The sequence below is a fragment of the Burkholderia sp. MSHR3999 genome, from assembly GCF_000833595.1.
Lineage (GTDB): Bacteria > Pseudomonadota > Gammaproteobacteria > Burkholderiales > Burkholderiaceae > Burkholderia > Burkholderia ubonensis.
Genome location: NZ_JRFO01000007.1, coordinates 1,001,923 through 1,019,836 on the forward strand (window position 1 = coordinate 1,001,923; position 17,914 = coordinate 1,019,836).

General features: G+C 67.3%; 18 protein-coding genes and 1 pseudogene. 7 read left to right on the top strand and 12 right to left on the bottom strand.

The window, feature by feature from the left end; translation table 11 throughout:
- Positions 1 to 85 precede the first annotated feature (85 nt).
- The 7 genes and pseudogenes from KY49_RS28030 to KY49_RS28060 form a co-directional block, all read right to left on the bottom strand.
- Positions 86 to 1,152 (bottom strand): annotated as a pseudogene (locus KY49_RS28030) (2-aminoethylphosphonate aminotransferase).
- On the bottom strand, positions 1,152 to 2,339 hold the full coding sequence (gene aepY / locus KY49_RS28035; RefSeq protein ID WP_042587639.1) for a phosphonopyruvate decarboxylase: 1,188 nt from the start codon (positions 2,337 to 2,339) through the stop codon (positions 1,152 to 1,154). Before aepY ends, KY49_RS28030 begins: the two are co-directional and overlap by 1 nt.
- Positions 2,336 to 4,024: a phosphoenolpyruvate mutase gene (gene aepX, locus KY49_RS28040; RefSeq protein ID WP_042587640.1), complete on the bottom strand. Its 1,689-nt coding sequence runs from the start codon at positions 4,022 to 4,024 to the stop codon at positions 2,336 to 2,338. Before aepX ends, aepY begins: the two co-directional genes overlap by 4 nt.
- Positions 4,021 to 4,788: a phosphocholine cytidylyltransferase family protein gene (locus tag KY49_RS28045; RefSeq protein ID WP_042587641.1), complete on the bottom strand. Its 768-nt coding sequence runs from the start codon at positions 4,786 to 4,788 to the stop codon at positions 4,021 to 4,023. Before KY49_RS28045 ends, aepX begins: the two co-directional genes overlap by 4 nt.
- A 42-nt stretch (positions 4,789 to 4,830) precedes the next feature.
- Positions 4,831 to 5,832 (bottom strand): HpnL family protein, encoded by a 1,002-nt coding sequence (locus tag KY49_RS28050; RefSeq protein ID WP_042587642.1) that lies wholly within the window; start codon positions 5,830 to 5,832, stop codon positions 4,831 to 4,833.
- Entirely contained in the window at positions 5,829 to 6,638 is an 810-nt protein-coding gene (locus KY49_RS28055) for a HalD/BesD family halogenase (protein ID WP_042587643.1), read from the bottom strand. Before KY49_RS28055 ends, KY49_RS28050 begins: the two co-directional genes overlap by 4 nt.
- The gene (locus KY49_RS28060) at positions 6,635 to 7,315 is read right to left on the bottom strand and encodes a CDP-alcohol phosphatidyltransferase family protein (RefSeq protein ID WP_010089929.1); all 681 of its coding nucleotides are present in this window, start codon (positions 7,313 to 7,315) and stop codon (positions 6,635 to 6,637) included. The genes KY49_RS28055 and KY49_RS28060 overlap by 4 nt, the downstream gene beginning before the upstream one ends.
- A gap of 512 nt (positions 7,316 to 7,827) precedes the next feature.
- Here KY49_RS28060 and KY49_RS28065 point away from each other — a divergent pair.
- Complete coding sequence (locus KY49_RS28065; protein ID WP_042587644.1) at positions 7,828 to 9,342, top strand: acetyl-CoA hydrolase/transferase family protein; 1,515 nt, start codon at positions 7,828 to 7,830, stop codon at positions 9,340 to 9,342.
- Between the two features lie 12 nt (positions 9,343 to 9,354).
- Here the strand turns inward: KY49_RS28065 and KY49_RS28070 are convergent, their stop codons facing one another.
- Positions 9,355 to 9,852 carry a DUF2938 domain-containing protein gene (locus KY49_RS28070; protein ID WP_042587645.1) on the bottom strand — a complete coding sequence of 166 codons (498 nt, stop codon included), beginning with the start codon at positions 9,850 to 9,852 and terminating at the stop codon, positions 9,355 to 9,357.
- A gap of 131 nt (positions 9,853 to 9,983) precedes the next feature.
- Between KY49_RS28070 and KY49_RS28075 the strand changes: the two genes are divergently transcribed.
- A complete protein-coding gene (locus tag KY49_RS28075; RefSeq protein ID WP_042587646.1) occupies positions 9,984 to 10,418 on the top strand; it encodes a helix-turn-helix domain-containing protein in 435 nt (144 codons plus the stop codon).
- Positions 10,419 to 10,438: 20 nt separating this feature from the next.
- On the top strand, positions 10,439 to 11,053 hold the full coding sequence (locus KY49_RS28080) for an HAD-IA family hydrolase (RefSeq protein WP_042587647.1): 615 nt from the start codon (positions 10,439 to 10,441) through the stop codon (positions 11,051 to 11,053).
- Positions 11,054 to 11,207: 154 nt separating this feature from the next.
- Here the strand turns inward: KY49_RS28080 and KY49_RS28085 are convergent, their stop codons facing one another.
- The 3 genes from KY49_RS28085 to KY49_RS28095 all read right to left on the bottom strand — a co-directional run bounded on the left by KY49_RS28085 (position 11,208) and on the right by KY49_RS28095 (position 14,141).
- Complete coding sequence (locus KY49_RS28085; protein ID WP_052495799.1) at positions 11,208 to 12,017, bottom strand: hypothetical protein; 810 nt, start codon at positions 12,015 to 12,017, stop codon at positions 11,208 to 11,210.
- Between the two features lie 376 nt (positions 12,018 to 12,393).
- Complete coding sequence (locus tag KY49_RS36385; protein WP_231636502.1) at positions 12,394 to 13,140, bottom strand: hypothetical protein; 747 nt, start codon at positions 13,138 to 13,140, stop codon at positions 12,394 to 12,396.
- 122 nt (positions 13,141 to 13,262) lie between these two features.
- A complete protein-coding gene (locus tag KY49_RS28095) occupies positions 13,263 to 14,141 on the bottom strand; it encodes a helix-hairpin-helix domain-containing protein (protein ID WP_042587649.1) in 879 nt (292 codons plus the stop codon).
- 208 nt (positions 14,142 to 14,349) lie between these two features.
- On the opposite strand from KY49_RS28095, the gene KY49_RS28100 reads away from it, so the two are divergent.
- The 4 genes from KY49_RS28100 (at position 14,350) to KY49_RS28115 (ending at position 17,177) form a co-directional block, all read left to right on the top strand.
- Positions 14,350 to 14,550 carry a DUF2905 domain-containing protein gene (locus KY49_RS28100; protein WP_042587650.1) on the top strand — a complete coding sequence of 67 codons (201 nt, stop codon included), beginning with the start codon at positions 14,350 to 14,352 and terminating at the stop codon, positions 14,548 to 14,550.
- Entirely contained in the window at positions 14,547 to 15,683 is a 1,137-nt protein-coding gene (locus KY49_RS28105) for a CapA family protein (protein WP_042587651.1), read from the top strand. The genes KY49_RS28100 and KY49_RS28105 overlap by 4 nt, the downstream gene beginning before the upstream one ends.
- A 152-nt stretch (positions 15,684 to 15,835) precedes the next feature.
- Complete coding sequence (locus KY49_RS28110; RefSeq protein WP_042587652.1) at positions 15,836 to 16,252, top strand: hypothetical protein; 417 nt, start codon at positions 15,836 to 15,838, stop codon at positions 16,250 to 16,252.
- Positions 16,253 to 16,322: 70 nt separating this feature from the next.
- Complete coding sequence (locus tag KY49_RS28115; RefSeq protein WP_042588797.1) at positions 16,323 to 17,177, top strand: SH3 domain-containing protein; 855 nt, start codon at positions 16,323 to 16,325, stop codon at positions 17,175 to 17,177.
- Between the two features lie 119 nt (positions 17,178 to 17,296).
- On the opposite strand, the gene KY49_RS28120 is transcribed toward KY49_RS28115, so the two are convergent.
- On the bottom strand, positions 17,297 to 17,830 hold the full coding sequence (locus tag KY49_RS28120; protein WP_042587653.1) for a cytochrome b: 534 nt from the start codon (positions 17,828 to 17,830) through the stop codon (positions 17,297 to 17,299).
- Positions 17,831 to 17,914: the final 84 nt, after the last annotated feature.

A 17,914-nucleotide genomic window follows, 5' to 3' on the forward strand; every position in this document is an offset into this window, starting at 1 on the left:
GCCACGGACAGGATGCGAACCATCCTTTTCATCGCCGCAAAAAAAGGCCCTTGCGGGCCTTGTTGCGACGAAGCGTGCGCGGGCGTCAGCGCGTGAGCGCCGTAAACCCATCCAGCAACCGCTCGACATCGGCCGCCTCGATCGCGCCCATCGTCGAGATGCGGAACAGTTCCTTCGACAGCCCGCCTTGCCCCGCGTAGATCACGAAGCCGCGCGCCTTCAGCCCGTCGTGCAGTTGCTCGTACGTCACGCCCTGCGGCAGGCGGTACGCGCGCAGCACGACCGACGACGCGCCCTCCGGCAGCACGAGCGGCATCCCGCGCGCGGCGAGGCCCGCCTGCGCCTGGTCGGCGAGCGCCTTGTAGCGCGCGTGGCGCGCGCGCCAGCCGCCGGCTTCGTCGAATTCGCGCAGCGCCTCGACGAGCGCGTAGTACGCGTGCACCGACGGCGTGAACGGCGTATTGCGCTGGTCCTGCAGCTTCGCGAGGCGGCCGAGGTCGAGGTAGTACGTGCGGCTCGCGGCCTGCGCGAGCGCGCTGCGGCGCGCGATCACGAACGCCGCGCCCGGCACGCCGTGCAGGCACTTGTTCGCGGTCGCGGCAACCGCGTCGATGTCGCCGCCGGCAAAATCGATCGCCTCCGCGCCAAAGCTGCTGACGCCGTCGACGAGCAGCTTCACGCCGCGCGCACGGCACACGTCGGCGATCGCGCCGAGATCGTTCAGGCGGCCGGTCGTCGTTTCGTGATGGATCACGGCGACGTGCGAGAAGCCGCCCGCGTCGAGCCGCGCGGCGATCTGCGCGAGGTCGGGCGCCTGCATCCACTCGTGCTCGAGCACTTCATGCGCAATCGCGTACTGCGTCGCGATCTGCGCGATCCGCTCGCCGTATACGCCGTTCTCGATCACGAGCAGCTTGCCGCGCTGCGGGACGAGCGCCGCGATCATGCTTTCGACGGCGGCGGTGCCCGAGCCCGTCATCAGCACGGCGGCCCATTCGGCCGGATCGAGGCCGTACGCGGCGACGAGGCGCGCGCGCGCGCCTCGTCCTGCAGGTCGAAGAACTCGCTTTCGCGATGGCACAGGTCGGGTTGCAGCAGGCTGCGGCGCACGCGTTCGGTCAGCGTCACCGGGCCGGGGTTCAGCAGCAGCATCAAAGGGCTCCTTCAGCGTGGGTTTCGGCCTGCGCGGCGCCGATGTGCCGCATCAGGCGGGTCTTGACCTCGACCGGCGTGACGGTCGGGCGGGGCAGGCCGTCGGGCACGCCCGTGCGGATCGCGAGACGCACGAAGCGCGTGCCGTCCGCCGGATGCGCCGCGTCGAGCGCCGCATCGAGCACGTCGAGCGATTCACCTTCGACCGCCGACGCGTAGCCGCACGCGGCGGCGACGCCGGCGAACGACACGTGCTGCGACACGGTGGCCTGGCCGCCCGTCGATTCGTGCGCGCCGTTGTCGAGCAGCACGTGCGTGAGGTTCGCGGGGCCGTAGGCGCCGAGCGTCGCGAACGCGCCCATGCGCATCAGCGCGGCGCCGTCGCCGTCGACCGCGACGACCTTCAGGTCGGGCCGCGCGAGCGCGAGGCCCAGCGCGAGCGGCGTCACGCAGCCCATCGAGCCGACCATGTACAACTGGTTCGGGCGATCGTCGAGCGCGTACAGCTCGCGGCCGCAGAAGCCGGTCGATGCGAGCACGACGGTCGAATCGACCGGCGTGTGCGCGATCACACGCTGCAGCGCGTCGTGGCGGGTCGGCCGCGCGTCGGCCGATTCAACTCGCGCCGCCGACTGCGCGGCGACGTGCGCGCGCGGCGTCGCCGCCGGATTGGCCTTCAGCTCATACGGCGCGACGCTGCCTTTCTGCATCACGAGCGCATACGGGCGGCCGGTCGCGTCCATGTGCGCGATCGCGCGGTCGAGCGCCGGGCCGACCGCGTCGGGATCGGTCGGGAAGGTCTCCCACGGGATCTCCATCGTGTCGAGCATCGCGGGCGTGATCGGCCCCATCAGCGCGTGCTGCGGTTCGTCGGGCACGCCGGGCTGGCCGCGCCACGTGACGATCAGGAGCTGCGGCAGGCGGAACGTCCACGTGAGCGACGTGAGCGGGCTCACCGCATTGCCGAGCCCCGAGTTCTGCATCATCGCGATCCCGCGCTTGCCGCCGAGCGTCGCGCCCGCGATCAGAGCGACCGCGTCGCCTTCGTTCGCGGCCGACACGTAGTGCAGCGTCGGGTCCTGCAGCACGTAGTTGATGAACGGCGTCAGGTACGAGCAGGGCACGCCCGCGTACCAGTCGAAGCCGCGCGCGCGGGCGGCCTCGACGAACTGGGCCGCTTCGATCATTGCGCGCCTCCGTTGCCGGCGCCCGGTTCGGACAGCGGCGTCTGGCCATGCGCGAAGTCGCCCGCGCGGCGGAAATCTTCGAGATCGTTGACGCCGCGCCAGTGGCCGTGCACGTACTGCACCTCGATCTTCTCGCCGGCGGCGATCAGTTCGTTGAGGAGCGTGGGGATGTCGAGCGTGTCGAAATCGGCGCGCGCCTGCAGCGTCGCGAGCATCGCCTTCAAGCGATCGACACCCGCGCCGCGCACGTTCAGCAGGCCGATCCAGCGGCCGTGCGGCGTGCCTTCGGCCACATCGCTCGACACGCGCTGCAGATAGGTCTTCTGGCCGAACAGGCCGCGGTCGTCGGCTGCGGAGCAGAGCGCGAAGTCGCGCACGCTCTGGTTCGTCGGTTGCGTCAGCGACGAATCGACGACGACGCTGAACTCGGCCTCGCTTTCCGCGAGATCGCGCAGGATGTAGCTGCGGAACAGCAGGTCGCCGTACGAGATCACGGTGTCGCCGGTCAGGCGCTCGGCCGCGCACGCGAGCGACGCGAGCTCGCCCGTCTGCGCATGGCGCTCGTTGACGACGAGCTTGATGCCCGACGTGTCGATCGCGTCGGCGCGGTAGCCGCCGACCACGGTGATGTCGTTCACGCCGTGCTTCTTGAAGCCGTCGACGAGCCAGCGCAGCAGCGGCTTGCCGGCGACCGGCAGCATCACCTTGGGCTTGTCTTCGGTGACGGCTTCCAGCCCCTTGCCGCGGCTCGCGGCGAGCACGATCGCGGCGTTCGACGCGCGCGACGACGACGACAGGTAGATGCGCTCGGCCGCCGAATACTCGTCGGCGTCCTGCAGGCGGAAGATCTCGTTGACCGACGCGACGCGGTCTTCGACGTTGATCAGCGTTTCGTTCTCGTGGATCTCGCGCGCGACGGCCTGCATCGCGGACGCCGATGCGCGGATCAGGTGGTTCGCCCAGATCACGGTGCTGATGCCGGCCTGGCGGAACACGTCGGTCGGCGTGCTGTAGTACTTGGTCGGCACGATCACGAGCGGCGCCTTGCCGCTCCATTCGCGCGCGAACTGCAGGATCTCGTCCGGGCGCGACAGCTTGCTGTGGATCAGGATCGCGTCCGCGCCGGCTTCCGCATACGCGTTCGCGCGGCGCAGCGCCTCGTCCATCCCCCAGCCGGCGATCAGCGCCTCGACGCGCGCGACGATCGAGAAGTCCGGGTCGCTCTGCGAATCCTTGCCGGCCTTGATCTTGCCGCAGAACTCGTCGATCTCGGCGAGCGGCTGGCGCTCGCCGTCGATGAAGCTGTTGGTCTTCGGGAACTGCTTGTCCTCGATGCACACGCCGGCGATGCCGCGCTGCTCGAGCTTCTTCACGAGGCGGCGCACGTTGTTGAAGTTGCCGTAGCCGGTGTCGCCGTCGAGCAGGATCGGGAGGTCGCTCGCGTCGGCCATGAATTCGAGCACGTCGACGACCTGGGTCCAGCTCGCCTCGTTGTTGTCGCGCACGCCGAACTGCGCGGAGATCGCGAGGCCGGACGCCCAGATCCCCTTGAAGCCCGCCTCGCGGACGATCCGCGCGGACAGGCCGTTGTGCGCTTCCATCAGGAATTCGAGGTCGCTGCTGACGAGCATGCGGCGCAGGCGCGCGCTGCGCGATTCGGTGAAGTTGGGTTCGCGTGCGTTCATCGTGCAGCTCCGGCGGTGGTGCGTTGAATCAGGGGGAGGATGTCCTGCGTGGCGCGCGCGACGTCGTTCGGGAAGTCGATCTCGATCCACGGCGCGCCCGTCACGTCGGCGACGTCGAACGAATGGCCGCCTTCGAGCAGCAGGTCGCGCACGGCTTCCTCGTGCGGCATGTTCGCGCGGCCGCTGTCGACGTAGCCCGCGACGATCGCCGCCAGGCGCCGCGCGGTGCCTTCGGTGAAGCGGAAGAAGCCGACCGATTCGCCGATCGTGTCGTAGTCGAGGTCGACCGCGAGCTGCTTGCGCAGCTCGACGGGCACGCCGTTCTTCAGGCACAGCTTGACGGGCTCGTCGCCCGCCTCGAAATCGCGGTCGATCAGCAGGCGGTCGACAGGCTGGTCGGGGTTGGCCACGAGCGCGTGCAGGATGCTTTCGTCGTACAGCACGTCGGCGTCCATCAGCAGCACGTCGCCGCCGCGCGTCATCGCGTCGGCGACGGTATGCACGGTCAGCACGCTGCCGAGATCGTAGCGGTCGTTCAGCACGATTTCCGCGCGGCGGCCGAGGCGCTTCAGTTCTTCCTCGACCTTGCCGGACTGGAAGCCCAGCGCCAGCACGATCTCGTCGACGCCGGCCGCGTCGAGCACGCGCAGGTGGCGTTCGAGCAGCGAGGCGTCGTCGAAGCGCAGCAGACACTTCGGGAATTGCGCTTCGGGAGGTTGCTGCAGGCGCAAGCCGAGGCCTGCCGCAAGAATGATGGCTCGCATGTGTTCTCCAACCAAAAAATCGACCGATCGATGCTTGACCGATCAGTCGGCGAGGGGCTGCGGCGCACGGCGCCGCTGCCAGTTTCTTTCACTGAAATGCAGATAGAGCAGGCCGGGCAGGCCGAGCGCGAGTTCGCGCGCGCGCTTCGCGAGCGACAGCGCGAGCGCTGCGTCGGGCGGCAGGCCGACGAGCGGCGCGAGCAGCAGGTAGCCGCCTTCCTGCGCGCCGAGCGAGCCGGGAATCGCGAAGGCGGCGCCGCGGATCGCCTGGCCGACGCTTTCGAGCAGCAGCGCGTCGAGCCAGCTCACCGGATGCCCGAGGAAATGCAGCGCGAGCCACACTTCCGCGGTGCCGACGATCCAGCCGACGAGACTCAGCGCGAAGGTCGACGCCACCTTGCGGCGGTCGCCGTACAGCGTGCCGACCGCCGCGTCGATCGCGTCCGCGCGGGTTGCGAGCGACGACCAGTCGCGCGGGCCGAGCAGCTTCGACGCGACGCGCAGGCCGCGGCCGAACAGCCCGCGCCGCTGCGCGGCATAGAACAGCACCGCGCAGCCGCCGAGCACGCCGGTCGCGATCAGCGCCGGCGTGCGCAGGTGCGCGGCCGATTCGTGCGTCGCGACCATGCTGAATGCGGCGATGCCGAGCAGCGCGAACGCCATTTGTGCAAGCGCCTGCATCGTCGTGCTGACCGTGATCGCGGCGGCGGCATCGGCCATCCGGGTGCCGCGCTGCGCGAGGTGGCGCACCATCAGCACCGGGCCGCCGATCTGCCCGGCGGGCAGCAGGCTGTTGACCGATTCGCCGACCCAGCGCGCGCGCAGCGCATTGCCGAGCTCGGCGCCGGGCTCGCCCTTGCGGAACATCGACGAGATCGCCGCCGCGTCGATCACGAGCGGCACGACGTGGAACGCCGCGACGAGCGCGAGCCCCCAGCCGGCCGCGAGGAACGTCGACGCGACCGCGCCGACGCCCTGCCACGCGAGCAGGGCCACGAACAGGGCCGTCCCGAGGGACAGCAGGATCATGCCGGCGCGTGTCATGAGCCCGTCGCGCGTCGCGTCGCCAGCTGCTTGAACACCTGGCGGAAACCGAAGTACGCGATCGCGTCCTTCATGTTCGAGATGAAGCGCTTCCACGGTCGCATGCCGGGGTCGGTCACGTATTCGAACGTGAGCGACACGCGCATCTCGTTCTGGCCGAGCGGCGTGACGCGATGGCGCAGCTTGTCGCCGTCGAACAGCACGATGCCGCCGTCGGCGATCTGCACCGTGCCCGGTTCGTCGGGCACGTCGGGGTTGCGCGTATGCAGTTCGTAGTCGAGCCGGCAAGACGAGTCGTCGATCACGCCGATCAGCAGCGTGTAGCGGCGGCCGTCATAGTACGACGTGTCGTAGTGCCAGCCGATGTGGTCGCCCGGCTTCGTGTAGTAATACAGCGCGTAGGCGTGCGGATCGTCGTCCGGCGACAGCAGCAGCGTGTCGCCGGTGAGCTTCTCGAGGAGGCCGATCAGCGCCTTCGAGCGGTACAGCTCGGCGATGTACGGCGCCTTCGCGTCGATCGTGTGGCGGCTCACGCTGCCGCCCTGCTTGTGGCCGGGCAGGTAATTGCGGTTGATGTCGGCCATGAGCGCGCGCGCGGCGTCGGCGAGCTTCGCGTGCGCGTCGGGCGGCAGGAATGTGTCGAGATACAGGAACGACCCCTGGCGCGTGTAGTCGTCGCGCAGGCGGCCGACGTCGAGCCGGCCGACGCAGTCGGCCACGGTGCGGTCCGCGGTGGCTGCCGCTGCGCGCGCAGGCGCGGGGCGTGCCGGGTTCAGCACGGAGTCGTCGCGTGTGCTGGGAGTCATTTGCTTGCCTGGATTTCGGTTGGGTTCTGCGGCAGCGCGCCGCGACGGACGATGCGCCACCAGTCGATCACGACCCAGGCGGCGAACAGCGGCGCGCCGATCGACGCCGCCAGCAGGAACGGTTCGACGCCGTTCGTGAGCGTCACGAGCGGCAGCAGATAGAGGACGTCCTCGGTCTCGAAGCCGCCGACGAACGCCTGCTTGGTGCCGGCCTTGCCGGCGAACGACTCGATCCGCATCCGCAGATAGAAGATCAGCGCGACCGCCGCGCCGGCCGCCGCGCCGAGCAGCACCGGCGACGCGGCCATCTGGCCGCCCTGGGCGATGATCCCGACGCCCATGCTGACGAACAGCGCGATCGTGACGAGCGCATCCGCCGCGAGGTCGTAGAAATGGCCGATCTTGCTCGACTTGCCGCTGATGCGGGCGAGTTCGCCGTCCGTGTGGTCGACGAAGTTCGACAGCACGATCAGGAATGCGCCGGCGTTGCTCCAGCCGTAGCCGCCCTGGGCAAGGCACCACGCGCCGGCCAGGCCGATCAGCAGGCGGACGGTGGTGAGGTGATTCGGAGTGACGGGGGTGTCGACGAGCGGCCGGACGAGGGCGCGCGCGAGCCGCGCATCCCACGTGCGGGGTAGCGGTGGCTCGGAACGTTTGGCGGTTTTTCTTTGGTCCATCGGCGAAATATATACGGATTTGTAAGTTGTTGCTTTTTTCCGCTCAATCTCCTGACATTTTCCGGTGTTACCGGCCATTTCGGAAGGACTTTGCGCGCCATGCGTGCGCGGCAGGCACACATATGGTGCGCACGGGGCCGTTCCGCTCCGTCCGCGCCGAAGCGGCGCGTTATGTTGAAGTTTCGTCGTCGCCGCCCGCATGCGCAAGGCGCGTCGTTGGCGAACCGGGCGGGGGCTGGAGGCCCGCGCCACGCACGCTTGACGCCGATCATGCCGGCCGTGCGCGCATCGGGCGACAATCCGCCGCCTGTCACAGAACGGCTGTCCGATACCCGGCAATTTCCGAAAGGGTCTTTTGCATCCGGCGGACATTTCGCCGATGCGGCCTCTGCGATACTCCGGTCGTACCTGTGGTGCCGGCCGCCGACCGCGGCCCCAAGGTTTCCACGCCGCTCAGGAGACACCCCCCCGCGGCGTCAACGACAGACCAAAACGCATTCGTTCAAACTGCCATGTCTTCATCCCGCATCCTCGCTCCCGCCCTGCGTTCGCTCGTCCGCACCGCCGACGAAGCCGCTGCCCTGATCCGTCCCGGCATGACCGTCGCCATGAGCGGCTTCACCGGCTCGGGCTACCCGAAGGCCGTGCCGGCCGCGCTCGCCGCGCACATCGAGGCGGCGCACGCGCGGGGCGAGGCATTCCGCATCAACGTGCTGACGGGCGCATCGACCGCGCCGGAGCTCGACGGCGCGCTCGCCCGGACGAACGGCATCTCGATGCGCCTGCCGTACCAGTCCGACCCGACGCTGCGCGACAAGATCAACGCCGGCGAAGTCGACTACCAGGACGTCCACCTGAGCCACGTCGCGCAATACGCGTGGTTCGGGCTGTACGGCGATCTCGACGTCGCGATCGTCGAGGTCGCGGGCATCCGCGAGGACGGGCTGCTGATTCCGTCCGCGTCGGTCGGCAACAACAAGACCTGGCTCGACCGCGCGAAGCACGTGATCCTCGAGGTCAACGCGCGCCAGCCGCTCGGCCTCGACGGGATGCACGACATCTATTACGGCACCGCGTTGCCGCCGCACCGCAAGCCGATCCCGCTGACGAAGAGCGACGACCGCATCGGCGAGCCGTACCTGCGCTGCCCGGCCGAGAAGATCGTCGCGATCGTCGAGACCGACGCCGCGGACCGCAGCAACGCGTTCTCCGCGCCGGACGAGACGTCGAAGCAGATCGCGACGCAACTGATCGATTTCCTGCGCCACGAAGTGAAGCGCGGCCGTCTGCCGGAGAACCTGCTGCCGCTGCAGTCGGGTGTCGGCAACATCACGAACGCGGTGCTCGCGGAACTGAGCACGGCCGGGTTCTCGAATCTCTCCGCGTACACCGAGGTGATCCAGGACGGCATGCTCGACCTGCTCGCGGACGGCACGCTCGGCTTCGCGTCGGCCACCGCGCTGTCGCTGAGCCCGGACGCGGTCAAGCGTTTCGCCGACGAGATCGCGACGTTCCGCGAGAAGATCCTGCTGCGCCCGCAGGAGATCAGCAACCATCCGGAGCTCGTGCGCCGCCTCGGCTGCATCGCGATGAACGGGATGATCGAGGCCGACATCTACGGCAACGTGAACTCGACGCACGTGATGGGCACGAAGATCCAGAACGGCATCGGCGGCTCGGGCGACTTCGCGCGCAACGGCTACCTGTCGTGCTTCATGTCGGCGAGCACCGCGAAGGGCGGCGCGATCTCGCGGATCGTGCCGATGGCGAGCCACGTCGACCACACCGAGCACGACGTCGCCGTGGTCGTCACCGAGCAGGGCCTCGCGGACCTGCGCGGGCTGTCGCCGAAGCAGCGCGCGCGCAAGATCATCTCGACCTGCGCGCACCCGGACTTCCGGCCGATGCTCGACGACTACTTCGAGCGCGCGTGCCGCGAGAGCTTCGGCAAGCAGACGCCGCACCTGCTCGGCGAGGCGCTGTCGTGGCACGAGCGGTTCGTGCGGACCGGGTCGATGAAGGGCTGACCGGGCCCGGCGTCATGGCATCAGCGTGAGCACCTGCGCGGCGACATACAGCCCCAGCCCGTAGGACAGATGCGTGACGAGGCTGCGGCGGCGCGCGACGCTCGGCTGCGGCGTGCGCGCCGCGGCGATGCCGAAGCCGAATGCCGGCTGCATCACGAAGAACGGCGCGGCCACGCTTCCGATGCCCGCGGCGAGCGCGGGCAGTAGCGTCGGCGCGCTGATCCAATGCGTTCCCGCGAGCGCGACCGGCAGCCCGGCGAACGCGATGCCGATCGCGTAGTGCGCGAGCCAGCCGAGCGGCCGTTCGTGCCGCACCGGCGCCGCCGCGACGATCGACGCGTGCCGGAACCGGCCGCTCGCCATGTGGCCGAGCCAGCGGCCGACCAGCGCGTAGTCGAGCGACGGAACGCCGAACGCGCGCCGTCGGAACAGTGCCCAGAGATCCATCACGAGCGTGCCGCCTGCGCCGATCAGCAGCAGGTGGAGCAGGGTGTCGGCCGTGTCGTTCATTGTTTGCCTCTGATGTAGGGGCTGGATGCGTCGGCGCGACGTGGGGTTTGGATCGGTTTCATGGCAATTCCGGCTTGTTTCAATGGGAGCGAGCGGCTATCTTGCAGCTTCAAGTTCACTTGAGGTCAAGCATGGGCTGTCTGGATATCGCTGACGTCGCGCGTCATGCGGGCTTGCCCGCGTCGACGCTGCGCTACTACGAGGAAAAGGGGCTGATCGCTTCGAACGGGCGTCGCGGGTTGCGGCGGCAGTACGATCAGGCCGTGCTGCAGCGGCTCGCGCTGATCGCGCTCGGTCGCGAGGCAGGGTTCTCGCTCGACGAAATCGGCGCGATGTTCGGCGCGGGCGGCGAGCCCGAGATCGACCGCGCGAAGCTCGACGCGAAAGCCGACGAGCTCGATCGCACGATCCGCCGGCTCAGCGCGGTGCGCGACGGCCTGCGGCACGCGGCGGCGTGTCCGGCGCCGAGCCATCTGCAATGCCCGAGTTTCCAGAAGCTGCTGCGTATTGCCGAGCACCGCGGTGGCACGCGTCGTGCGAAGCCGGTCGGTGTGGACGGAGCGTGAATCCAGCCTGAGGGGGCGCGATGAGCGTGCCGATCGAGTGGGTGCTGTTCGATATGGAGGGCGTGCTGACGCACTACGATCGCGCGGCGCGGGTCGCGCGCCTGTCGGCGCTCACGGGCCGGCCGCCGGAGGCCGTGCGCTACGCGATCTGGGAGTCCGGTCTTGAAGCGCGCGCGGACGCCGGCGAGATCACGCCGGATGCGTATCTGGATGCGCTGGGTGATTTGCTGAAATGTCGCGTCAGCCGCGATGCGTGGCTCGATGCGCGTCATGCGTCGATTACGCCGAATCCTGACACGCTCGCGCTGGCGGAGCAGGTTGCGGGGAGGTGTCCGATCGCGGTGCTCACGAACAACTGCCGGCTTGTTACCGATCATCTCGACTATCTGAATCCGCAGGTCGCGCGGCTGTTTGGCGCGCATGTGTATTCGTCGGCGTCGTTCGGTGCGGTCAAGCCGGCTGTGCGTGCGTATCTTGGCTGCGTTGGGGTGCTCGGTGCGCGGCCGGATGCGACGCTGTTTATCGACGATACCGATGCGAATGTCGCGGGGGCGGTTGCAGCGGGGCTGCTCGGGTATCGTTTTGTCGACGCGGGGTCGCTTGCGGACGAGTTGCGGCGGTACGGGTTGATTTAGCTTTTTCGTGGATGTCGGTTATCGACCCGAAACGGTCGGTCGTCACAGCGCGCTTGTAACGGCCGCTTGTGAGGCATAGCGGCCGTTCATATTCCATGCTCGGAATTGTCCGTAAACGGTACGTTTAGTGGCCTCCCAGCAAACAGTGCGCCCTTCAATACGGGGCGCCTCCGCCTCGCTCGGTATAGTCGCGCATCATCGCGAGGAGATTGTCTTTCGTCCGAGAATGCTCGAATTGGTTAAGAAATACGAAAAAACCGGCGCGGTCATTTATTCCTAAATTTTCGAAATTGACCGGAAAATCCGAGCGGTTCGCGAGATAGATTTTTGAGACTAAGCCTTCAAAATAAAAACGAACATGGGTCAATCTGCGGTCAGGTTCTCCCTCGATTGTGATCGTGTCCTCCTCCATAAATGGCGTCCGGTTATGCGGTGCGCCGAGATTGGAAATTTGATGGAGAAAAATCGGGTAATCCTCTTGGGCGCCGGGGTCGCGATTGAAGACTCTTTGCCGAAGGTCTTCGGTCTCCTCGGGTGTGAGGGCAACATGCCTAAATTCCGAAAGGCCGGATGCTCCGGCTCGCCACAAAAGGCTAAGGAAGAACAGTCTGAGGTTTCTCGTGTTTTGCAACCGGAGTTCCCTGAAAGGACTGTCGGAGTCAATGCCTAGAAGGGCTTGCAATGATTCGTGTCCTTCCCAGCCGCTCCAGATCAGATGATTCTCGCGAAGTTCCTTGATGCCAACGTCATCAATATCGGCAAGAATATCTTCGCCTAATCGTACGACTAGTTTCAGGTCATACCAACTGTCCGGAACCCGCGCCATGCGCTCTCCAATACCGGACTGAATGAACTTTTCGCCGGTGCGGGACAGGCGTGTCAGCGCGCGAGGTATCAGGTGCGACTTTACGAACTGGCCATACTCGCCGGTCAGCGCGCAAGTGCCAAAAAATTTCTTTGCCATTTCTACCTTGATAGAGTTAGGTGAATTGGAATGCGCGTCGCAGCCGTCATTGTAGGCTGGTCGAAGCTGGAAATTATAACGGCGATCATTGACACCGAATTTAGTTAGTAGCGTTTGAGCATCTGGCTGTTTCGCACAAACGGCTCGTTCCTAGCCGTTGCCTTGACTGGCAATCTGTGGTCGACAACATGCTCGGCGCTGGTTGCGGTCAAACGGCTGTTCACAGCGGCGAAGCGGTTGCATGAATGTCGATCTGACAGCCAGATCAATGGCGCGTCTTGGCCGGCTACCGCCCGATGCAATCGGCCGCAGCCAACCCGAAGTTGCCAATCAGGCTAAGCTAAAACGGACATTCAACGCTTAAATTTAAGAAAGACTAGATACCGTTGAGGTAACCATCGACGACATCCCATGTATCAGTCAGCAGCTTTGCACGGTCTTGAGAGGTCCCGCCAGACGCTTCGCCGTGTCGTAATGGATCGGCAGCCAATTTGATGCTGCGAAGAGTGTCCTCGGTGGAGCCCGAAACCTCACGAAATTTGTCCCATTGCCTAGCCTTGCCTGCGTCGGTTAATCCATGCAAGGTTGCACAATGGTGCCGTAGTGACTCAATAGCACGGTAGCAGTAAAAGCCAGTGTCATCGGCATGCTTCATTGATGAAACAAGATCGGCGAAACAGCGGCTGAGGAACACGCCGTTCTCGCCGATGGTCTTATCACGGAGCTGCATTAATGAATCTTGTACATCTATTCCCTTGTTTCGCTCTGTAAGACAAGGAACGTCGATGCCAAATACATAATCAATGCCTCGACTCTGATTCAGAACGCGAGTGATTTCAAAATCATAGGCGATACCCGCGAGGTAGCCAACCATAGCCAAGTGATTTTGGATGATATTTTTAACGACGTTTCTCAGGTCGAAAATATCCCAATCATGCTCGCTATCGACGTGAGCGGCTACCTGATTAAGAATAATACTTACCTTCGCGGCGCCACCGACTCCGGATGTAAGGTGAGAAAATCGCACACTGAATTGAAGCGACAACTGCGCACGTTCGGGGAGAACAACGCCGAAGAACAGGTAGGGTTCCATAATGGAGCTGTTTAAGTTGTGGGATGTCATCACCGATTGTCGACAATTTGCGCCATGGTGTCGAGCGACCGTTCGTGGCCGTACGCCGACGCTCCGCCCCGCATTCCCCGGCAAGCCTCGATGAACCTTGATTTACGGACCATCCCACCACCTCACCCAGCGTAATACACCTCACACTCCCTTTCCCGCCCCCGCACGACCCGCTTGCCAGCCAGCGCACCATGCGCTTCGGTAAACACCGTACGCTCATGCTCCCTTAGCACGTCGTCATAGAAGTACATCGCGACCCAATCGGCAGTGCCGACCGACTCATGCGCGCGCCCCGTATGCATAAACAGCGCTGTGAAATGCCATCCACCTTTCGTGAGATGCAGCACGGGAAGCGGCGGCCGAGCGTCCGGTACCACGCGCTTCGGCGCGATGGTCGGCAGCACCCCGGCGGCGGCCCGCGCGCGATAGAGGCGATCAACATACAGCAACAGCTCGACCGGCGGCTCCGCGCCGAGACCAGCGTCGCGCGTCGAGCCATGCCACCGCCGCCGGCGGCTCAGCACCTCGTCGAGCGCCGCGCGAATGCCCGCCGCGCGGCGCGGGCCGACGCCTGCGACGGTTTCGAGCCGGCCGGTGCGGGCCGCCGCCTCGAGGTCCTCTAGCGTACCGATGTGCAGCGCATCATGAATGCGCATCGCGAGTTCGCGGCCGATGCCGGGCACGGCCTCGAACGGCGACGCCGACGCCGTGTCGCCGCGCAGCCGTTCCAGCTGGCGCCAGCGGCCGGCGAGCAGCAACTCGGCGATCGCCTGCGCAATGCCGGTGCCGATCCGCGGCAGCGCGTCGAGCGCATCGACCCCGCCGGCATTGAAGAGCGCCCGGACATCCTGTCCGAGACCGTCGATCGTGTCCGCCGCCGCGCGGTATGCGCCGGCCCGGTACGCGTTCGCTCCCTGGTCGGCCAGACGCTCGGCCGCCTCGCGCAGGCAACTGGCGATCTGCCTGTTTTCCTCGTCGATACGGCTTTCGGTCGTCTGCATGGGCGATCAAGCGCGTTGAGTGCAAACAGAGGGCGCGCGTCGCGCCGTGTCCGGGCCATTCACGATTGTCCGGAACACAAAACGCGAAAAGTTGATGCGCGTCAATGGCAAACGTTGCACAGGCGCGCTGCCTGCGCGGGGGCATGATTCCCCGGCCCGGCCGCGCGGCGTTACGCTATACGACAGGATGCAACGCGGGAGGGCTGCGATGCAACGGACGCTTCTGATCTGCGGATTGCTGCTGATCGCGGCGAGCCTCGGCTGGCGCTGGCTCGCGCGGATTCCGTTCGGCCGCCTGCCGGGCGACTTCCACATCGTGCGCGACGGGTTCAGTCTCTACGTTCCGCTGGCGACGTGCGCGGTGCTGTCGGTCGCGCTGACGGTGCTGGTGTGGCTGTTGCGGCGATGAGCGCGGCGCGCGACGCGCGGCCCGCAGGCTGCGCGCGCCTGTTTCTGTGCGGCGACGTGATGACTGGGCGGGGGATCGACCAGATCCTGCCGCATCCGGGCGACCCGCGCCTGTTCGAGCCGGTATGCGGCTCCGCGCGCGACTACGTGCGGCTCGCCGAGCAGGCGAACGGCCGGCTGCCGTCCGCGCGCGACGACGCGTATCCGTGGGGCGACGCGCTCGGCGTGCTCGAGCGCGTGCGGCCGGACGCGCGGATCGTCAATCTGGAGACGGCCGTCACCGCGAGCGACGACCGCTGGCCCGGCAAGACGGTGCTGTACCGGATGCATCCGGACAATGTCGGCTGCCTGCTGCGCGCGGGCCTCGACTGCTGCGTGCTCGCGAACAACCACACGCTTGACTGGGGGCGCACGGGTCTCGCCGACACGCTCGCGACACTCGCGCACGCGGGAATCCGGCCGGTCGGCGCGGGGCGCGATGCAGCGGAGGCGGCCGCGCCGGCCGTCGTCGAGTGCGCGGGCGGCGTGCGGGTCCGCATCGGCGCGTTCGCGTCGCCGAGCGCGGGCGTGCCCGACACGTGGGCCGCGCGCGGCCCGCACGCGGGCGTGAACCTGCTGCCGGACCTGTCGCCGGAGCGGGCGGAGGCGATCGGCAGCGACCTCGCTGAAGCCCGGCGCGCGGCCGGCGACGTGAACGTCGTGTCGCTGCATTGGGGCGGCAACTGGGGATACGCGGCGAGCGCCGACGAGCGCGCGTTCGCGCACCGGCTCATCGACACGGGCGGCGTCGACATCGTGTACGGCCATTCGTCGCATCACGTGCGCGGGATCGAACGCTATCGCGGCCGCTTGATCCTCTACGGATGCGGTGATTTCCTGAACGACTACGAAGGCATTGCCGGCTACCGCGCGTACCGGCCCGATCTCGCGCTGATGTACTTCCCGCTGGTCGACACGGCAAGCGGCGCGCTGTGCGACCTGTTCATGGCGCCGATGCAGATCCGGCAACTGAGCGTGCGTCGCGCGCCGGACGAGGGCGTCGCGTGGCTCGCCGACACGCTCGAACGGGAAAGCGCGGTGTTCGGCACGCACGTGCGCGCGGACGCGACCGGGATGTTGACGCTGCGGGACTGACGCAGGCCGGAGCGCGCTTCGGCGGCGCGGGCTGGCCCGCCGGCGCATGAAACAAACAGTAACCGATCATACGTATCGAAATGTGCGGGAGACGTAAGCTAGAAGCGTGGCGCGCGCCGGATTGCGTCGCGCCGATTCTGCCGGAGCGTGACATGAAACCGATTTCCGCGATCAGGCCCGCTGCCGTTGCGCTGGCTGCGCTGACGCTCGGCGGCTGCTATTACTCGAGTCCGTACGGCTACGCGCCGTACAACACGCCGTATTACGCACCGGCGACGGTGTCGCAGACGCCCGCCACGCCGGACAATGCAACCACGCCGCCTGATGTGCAGGCCACGACCGTACCCGTCTATCCGGCGCCGGTCTATGCACCGTATCCGTACCCGTATTACTACCCCGCCTGGTACGACTGCTGCTGGCCGCCGCTCGCGATCGGCTTCGGATTCAGCGGCCGGTTTGGCGGCGGCCACTTCCATCATCACCACATGGGTGGCGGACACTGGGGGGGTGGGCACTGGGGTGGCGGCCACTGGAACACCGGTCATTTCGGCGGCGGACATGGGCGCTGAGCCTCGCGCGGCGGCGGGCGGCGCGACGTCCGGTGACACGATGCGCGCCCGTGCGGTGCAGGAGAACGCTATGAGAAACATGATCGTCCGATGTCTGTGCATCGTCCTTTTCGGCCTGCTGGGCGTGCCGGGCGCGGCCGACGCGCAGACCGCGGCGTACACGAACGCGCCGGCCAACCTGCGGGCAGGGCCGGCGCAGGATTATCCGCTCGTCGCGCAGCTTCCGGAGGGCACGCTGGTTTCCGTGATCGGCTGCATCAGTGATTACACGTGGTGCGACGTCGCCGTGCCGGGCTTGCGCGGGTGGATCTACGCGGGGCTGCTCGACTATTCGTACCAGGGCGGCGAGGTGCCGCTGCTCGATTACGGGGCCGAGCTCGGCTTCCCGATCGTGGCGTTCGCGATCGTGCCGTACTGGGACAATTTCTATCGCGACCGGCCGTTCTTCCACGACCGCGACCGCTTCATGCACCGCCACGCCGAGCCGCGTATCGGCCCGGGGGGCGTCGGGCCGGGGCGCGGGCATCCGCAACTGAACGAGCCGCCGGCCGTCGTGACGCCGGGCGTGGGTGGGCGGCCGCCCGAGCACGGCGGGCGTGACGGCGGCCACGATACGCGGCCGTCGGCCACGCGCGGCGGCTGGACCGGCGGCATCCGCACGCCGGCTCCGGCTCCGATGCCTGCGCCTGCGCCGATGCCCGCACCGCAAGGCGGCGGGAACATGCACGCACCGGGCCCGGCGGCTACCACGCATGCACCGGCGCCGGCGGTCGTGATGCCGCCGCAAGGGCATCAAGGCGGCGAGCGCGGCAGCTTCGGCGGTCATCAAGGCGGAGGCGGCGGCGAACGCGGCAGCTTCGGCGGCCATCAAGGCGGCGGAGGCGGTGGTGGTGGCGCACGCGGCGGGGAATTCCGGCACGAGTGACGGGACCGGGCTTGCCGCCTGACCGAGGTGCGACGCAAAAAAAGCCCGGATGCGCCGGGCTGAAAACGGGCGATGCGTGCCGCCGGCGGGCACGACATCGCTTCGCGTGGAACCGTGCGTCAGAGCATCCGTGCGAGCACGCCGTCCTTCAAGACGAAGCGGTGTGCGAGCGCCGCGCACGCATGCAGGCCGATCAGGATCGCGAGCGCAGTTGCCCACGCGCTGTGCAGCTCGCCGATCGACGCGCCGAGCGAATGCGGCGCGGCGATCGCCGGCAACGGAATCGCGCTGCCGAGCCCGACATGCCAGGTGCGGCCGTTCGCGTTCAGCCAGCCGAGCACCGGCACCACGATCAGCGACGCATAAAGCAGCTTGTGCGTGACGTTCGCAATGAACGCCAGCGCCGGAGGCTGCTCGACCGGCGCGATGGGCTTTCGAGCGCCGGACCACAGCAGGCGCGGCGCCGCGATCAGCAGCAGCAACACGCCCAGGTTCACGTGCAGCAGCACCAGCCCGAGCGGTGGCGCGGTGCCGTGGACGTCCGGCATCGTCCAGCCGATCGCGAACTGGACGGCCACCAGCAGCACCATGCTCCAGTGGAACAGGCGCGTGAGCCGGTCGTGGCGGGCGGTCTGGCGCGGGGTATCGGACATGGCGGCTCCTTCGGGCGGATCAGTTGAGCGGGGGCGCGGCACGACGAACGGGCGAGAGGCCGCTGCTGACGGGATCATCGTAGC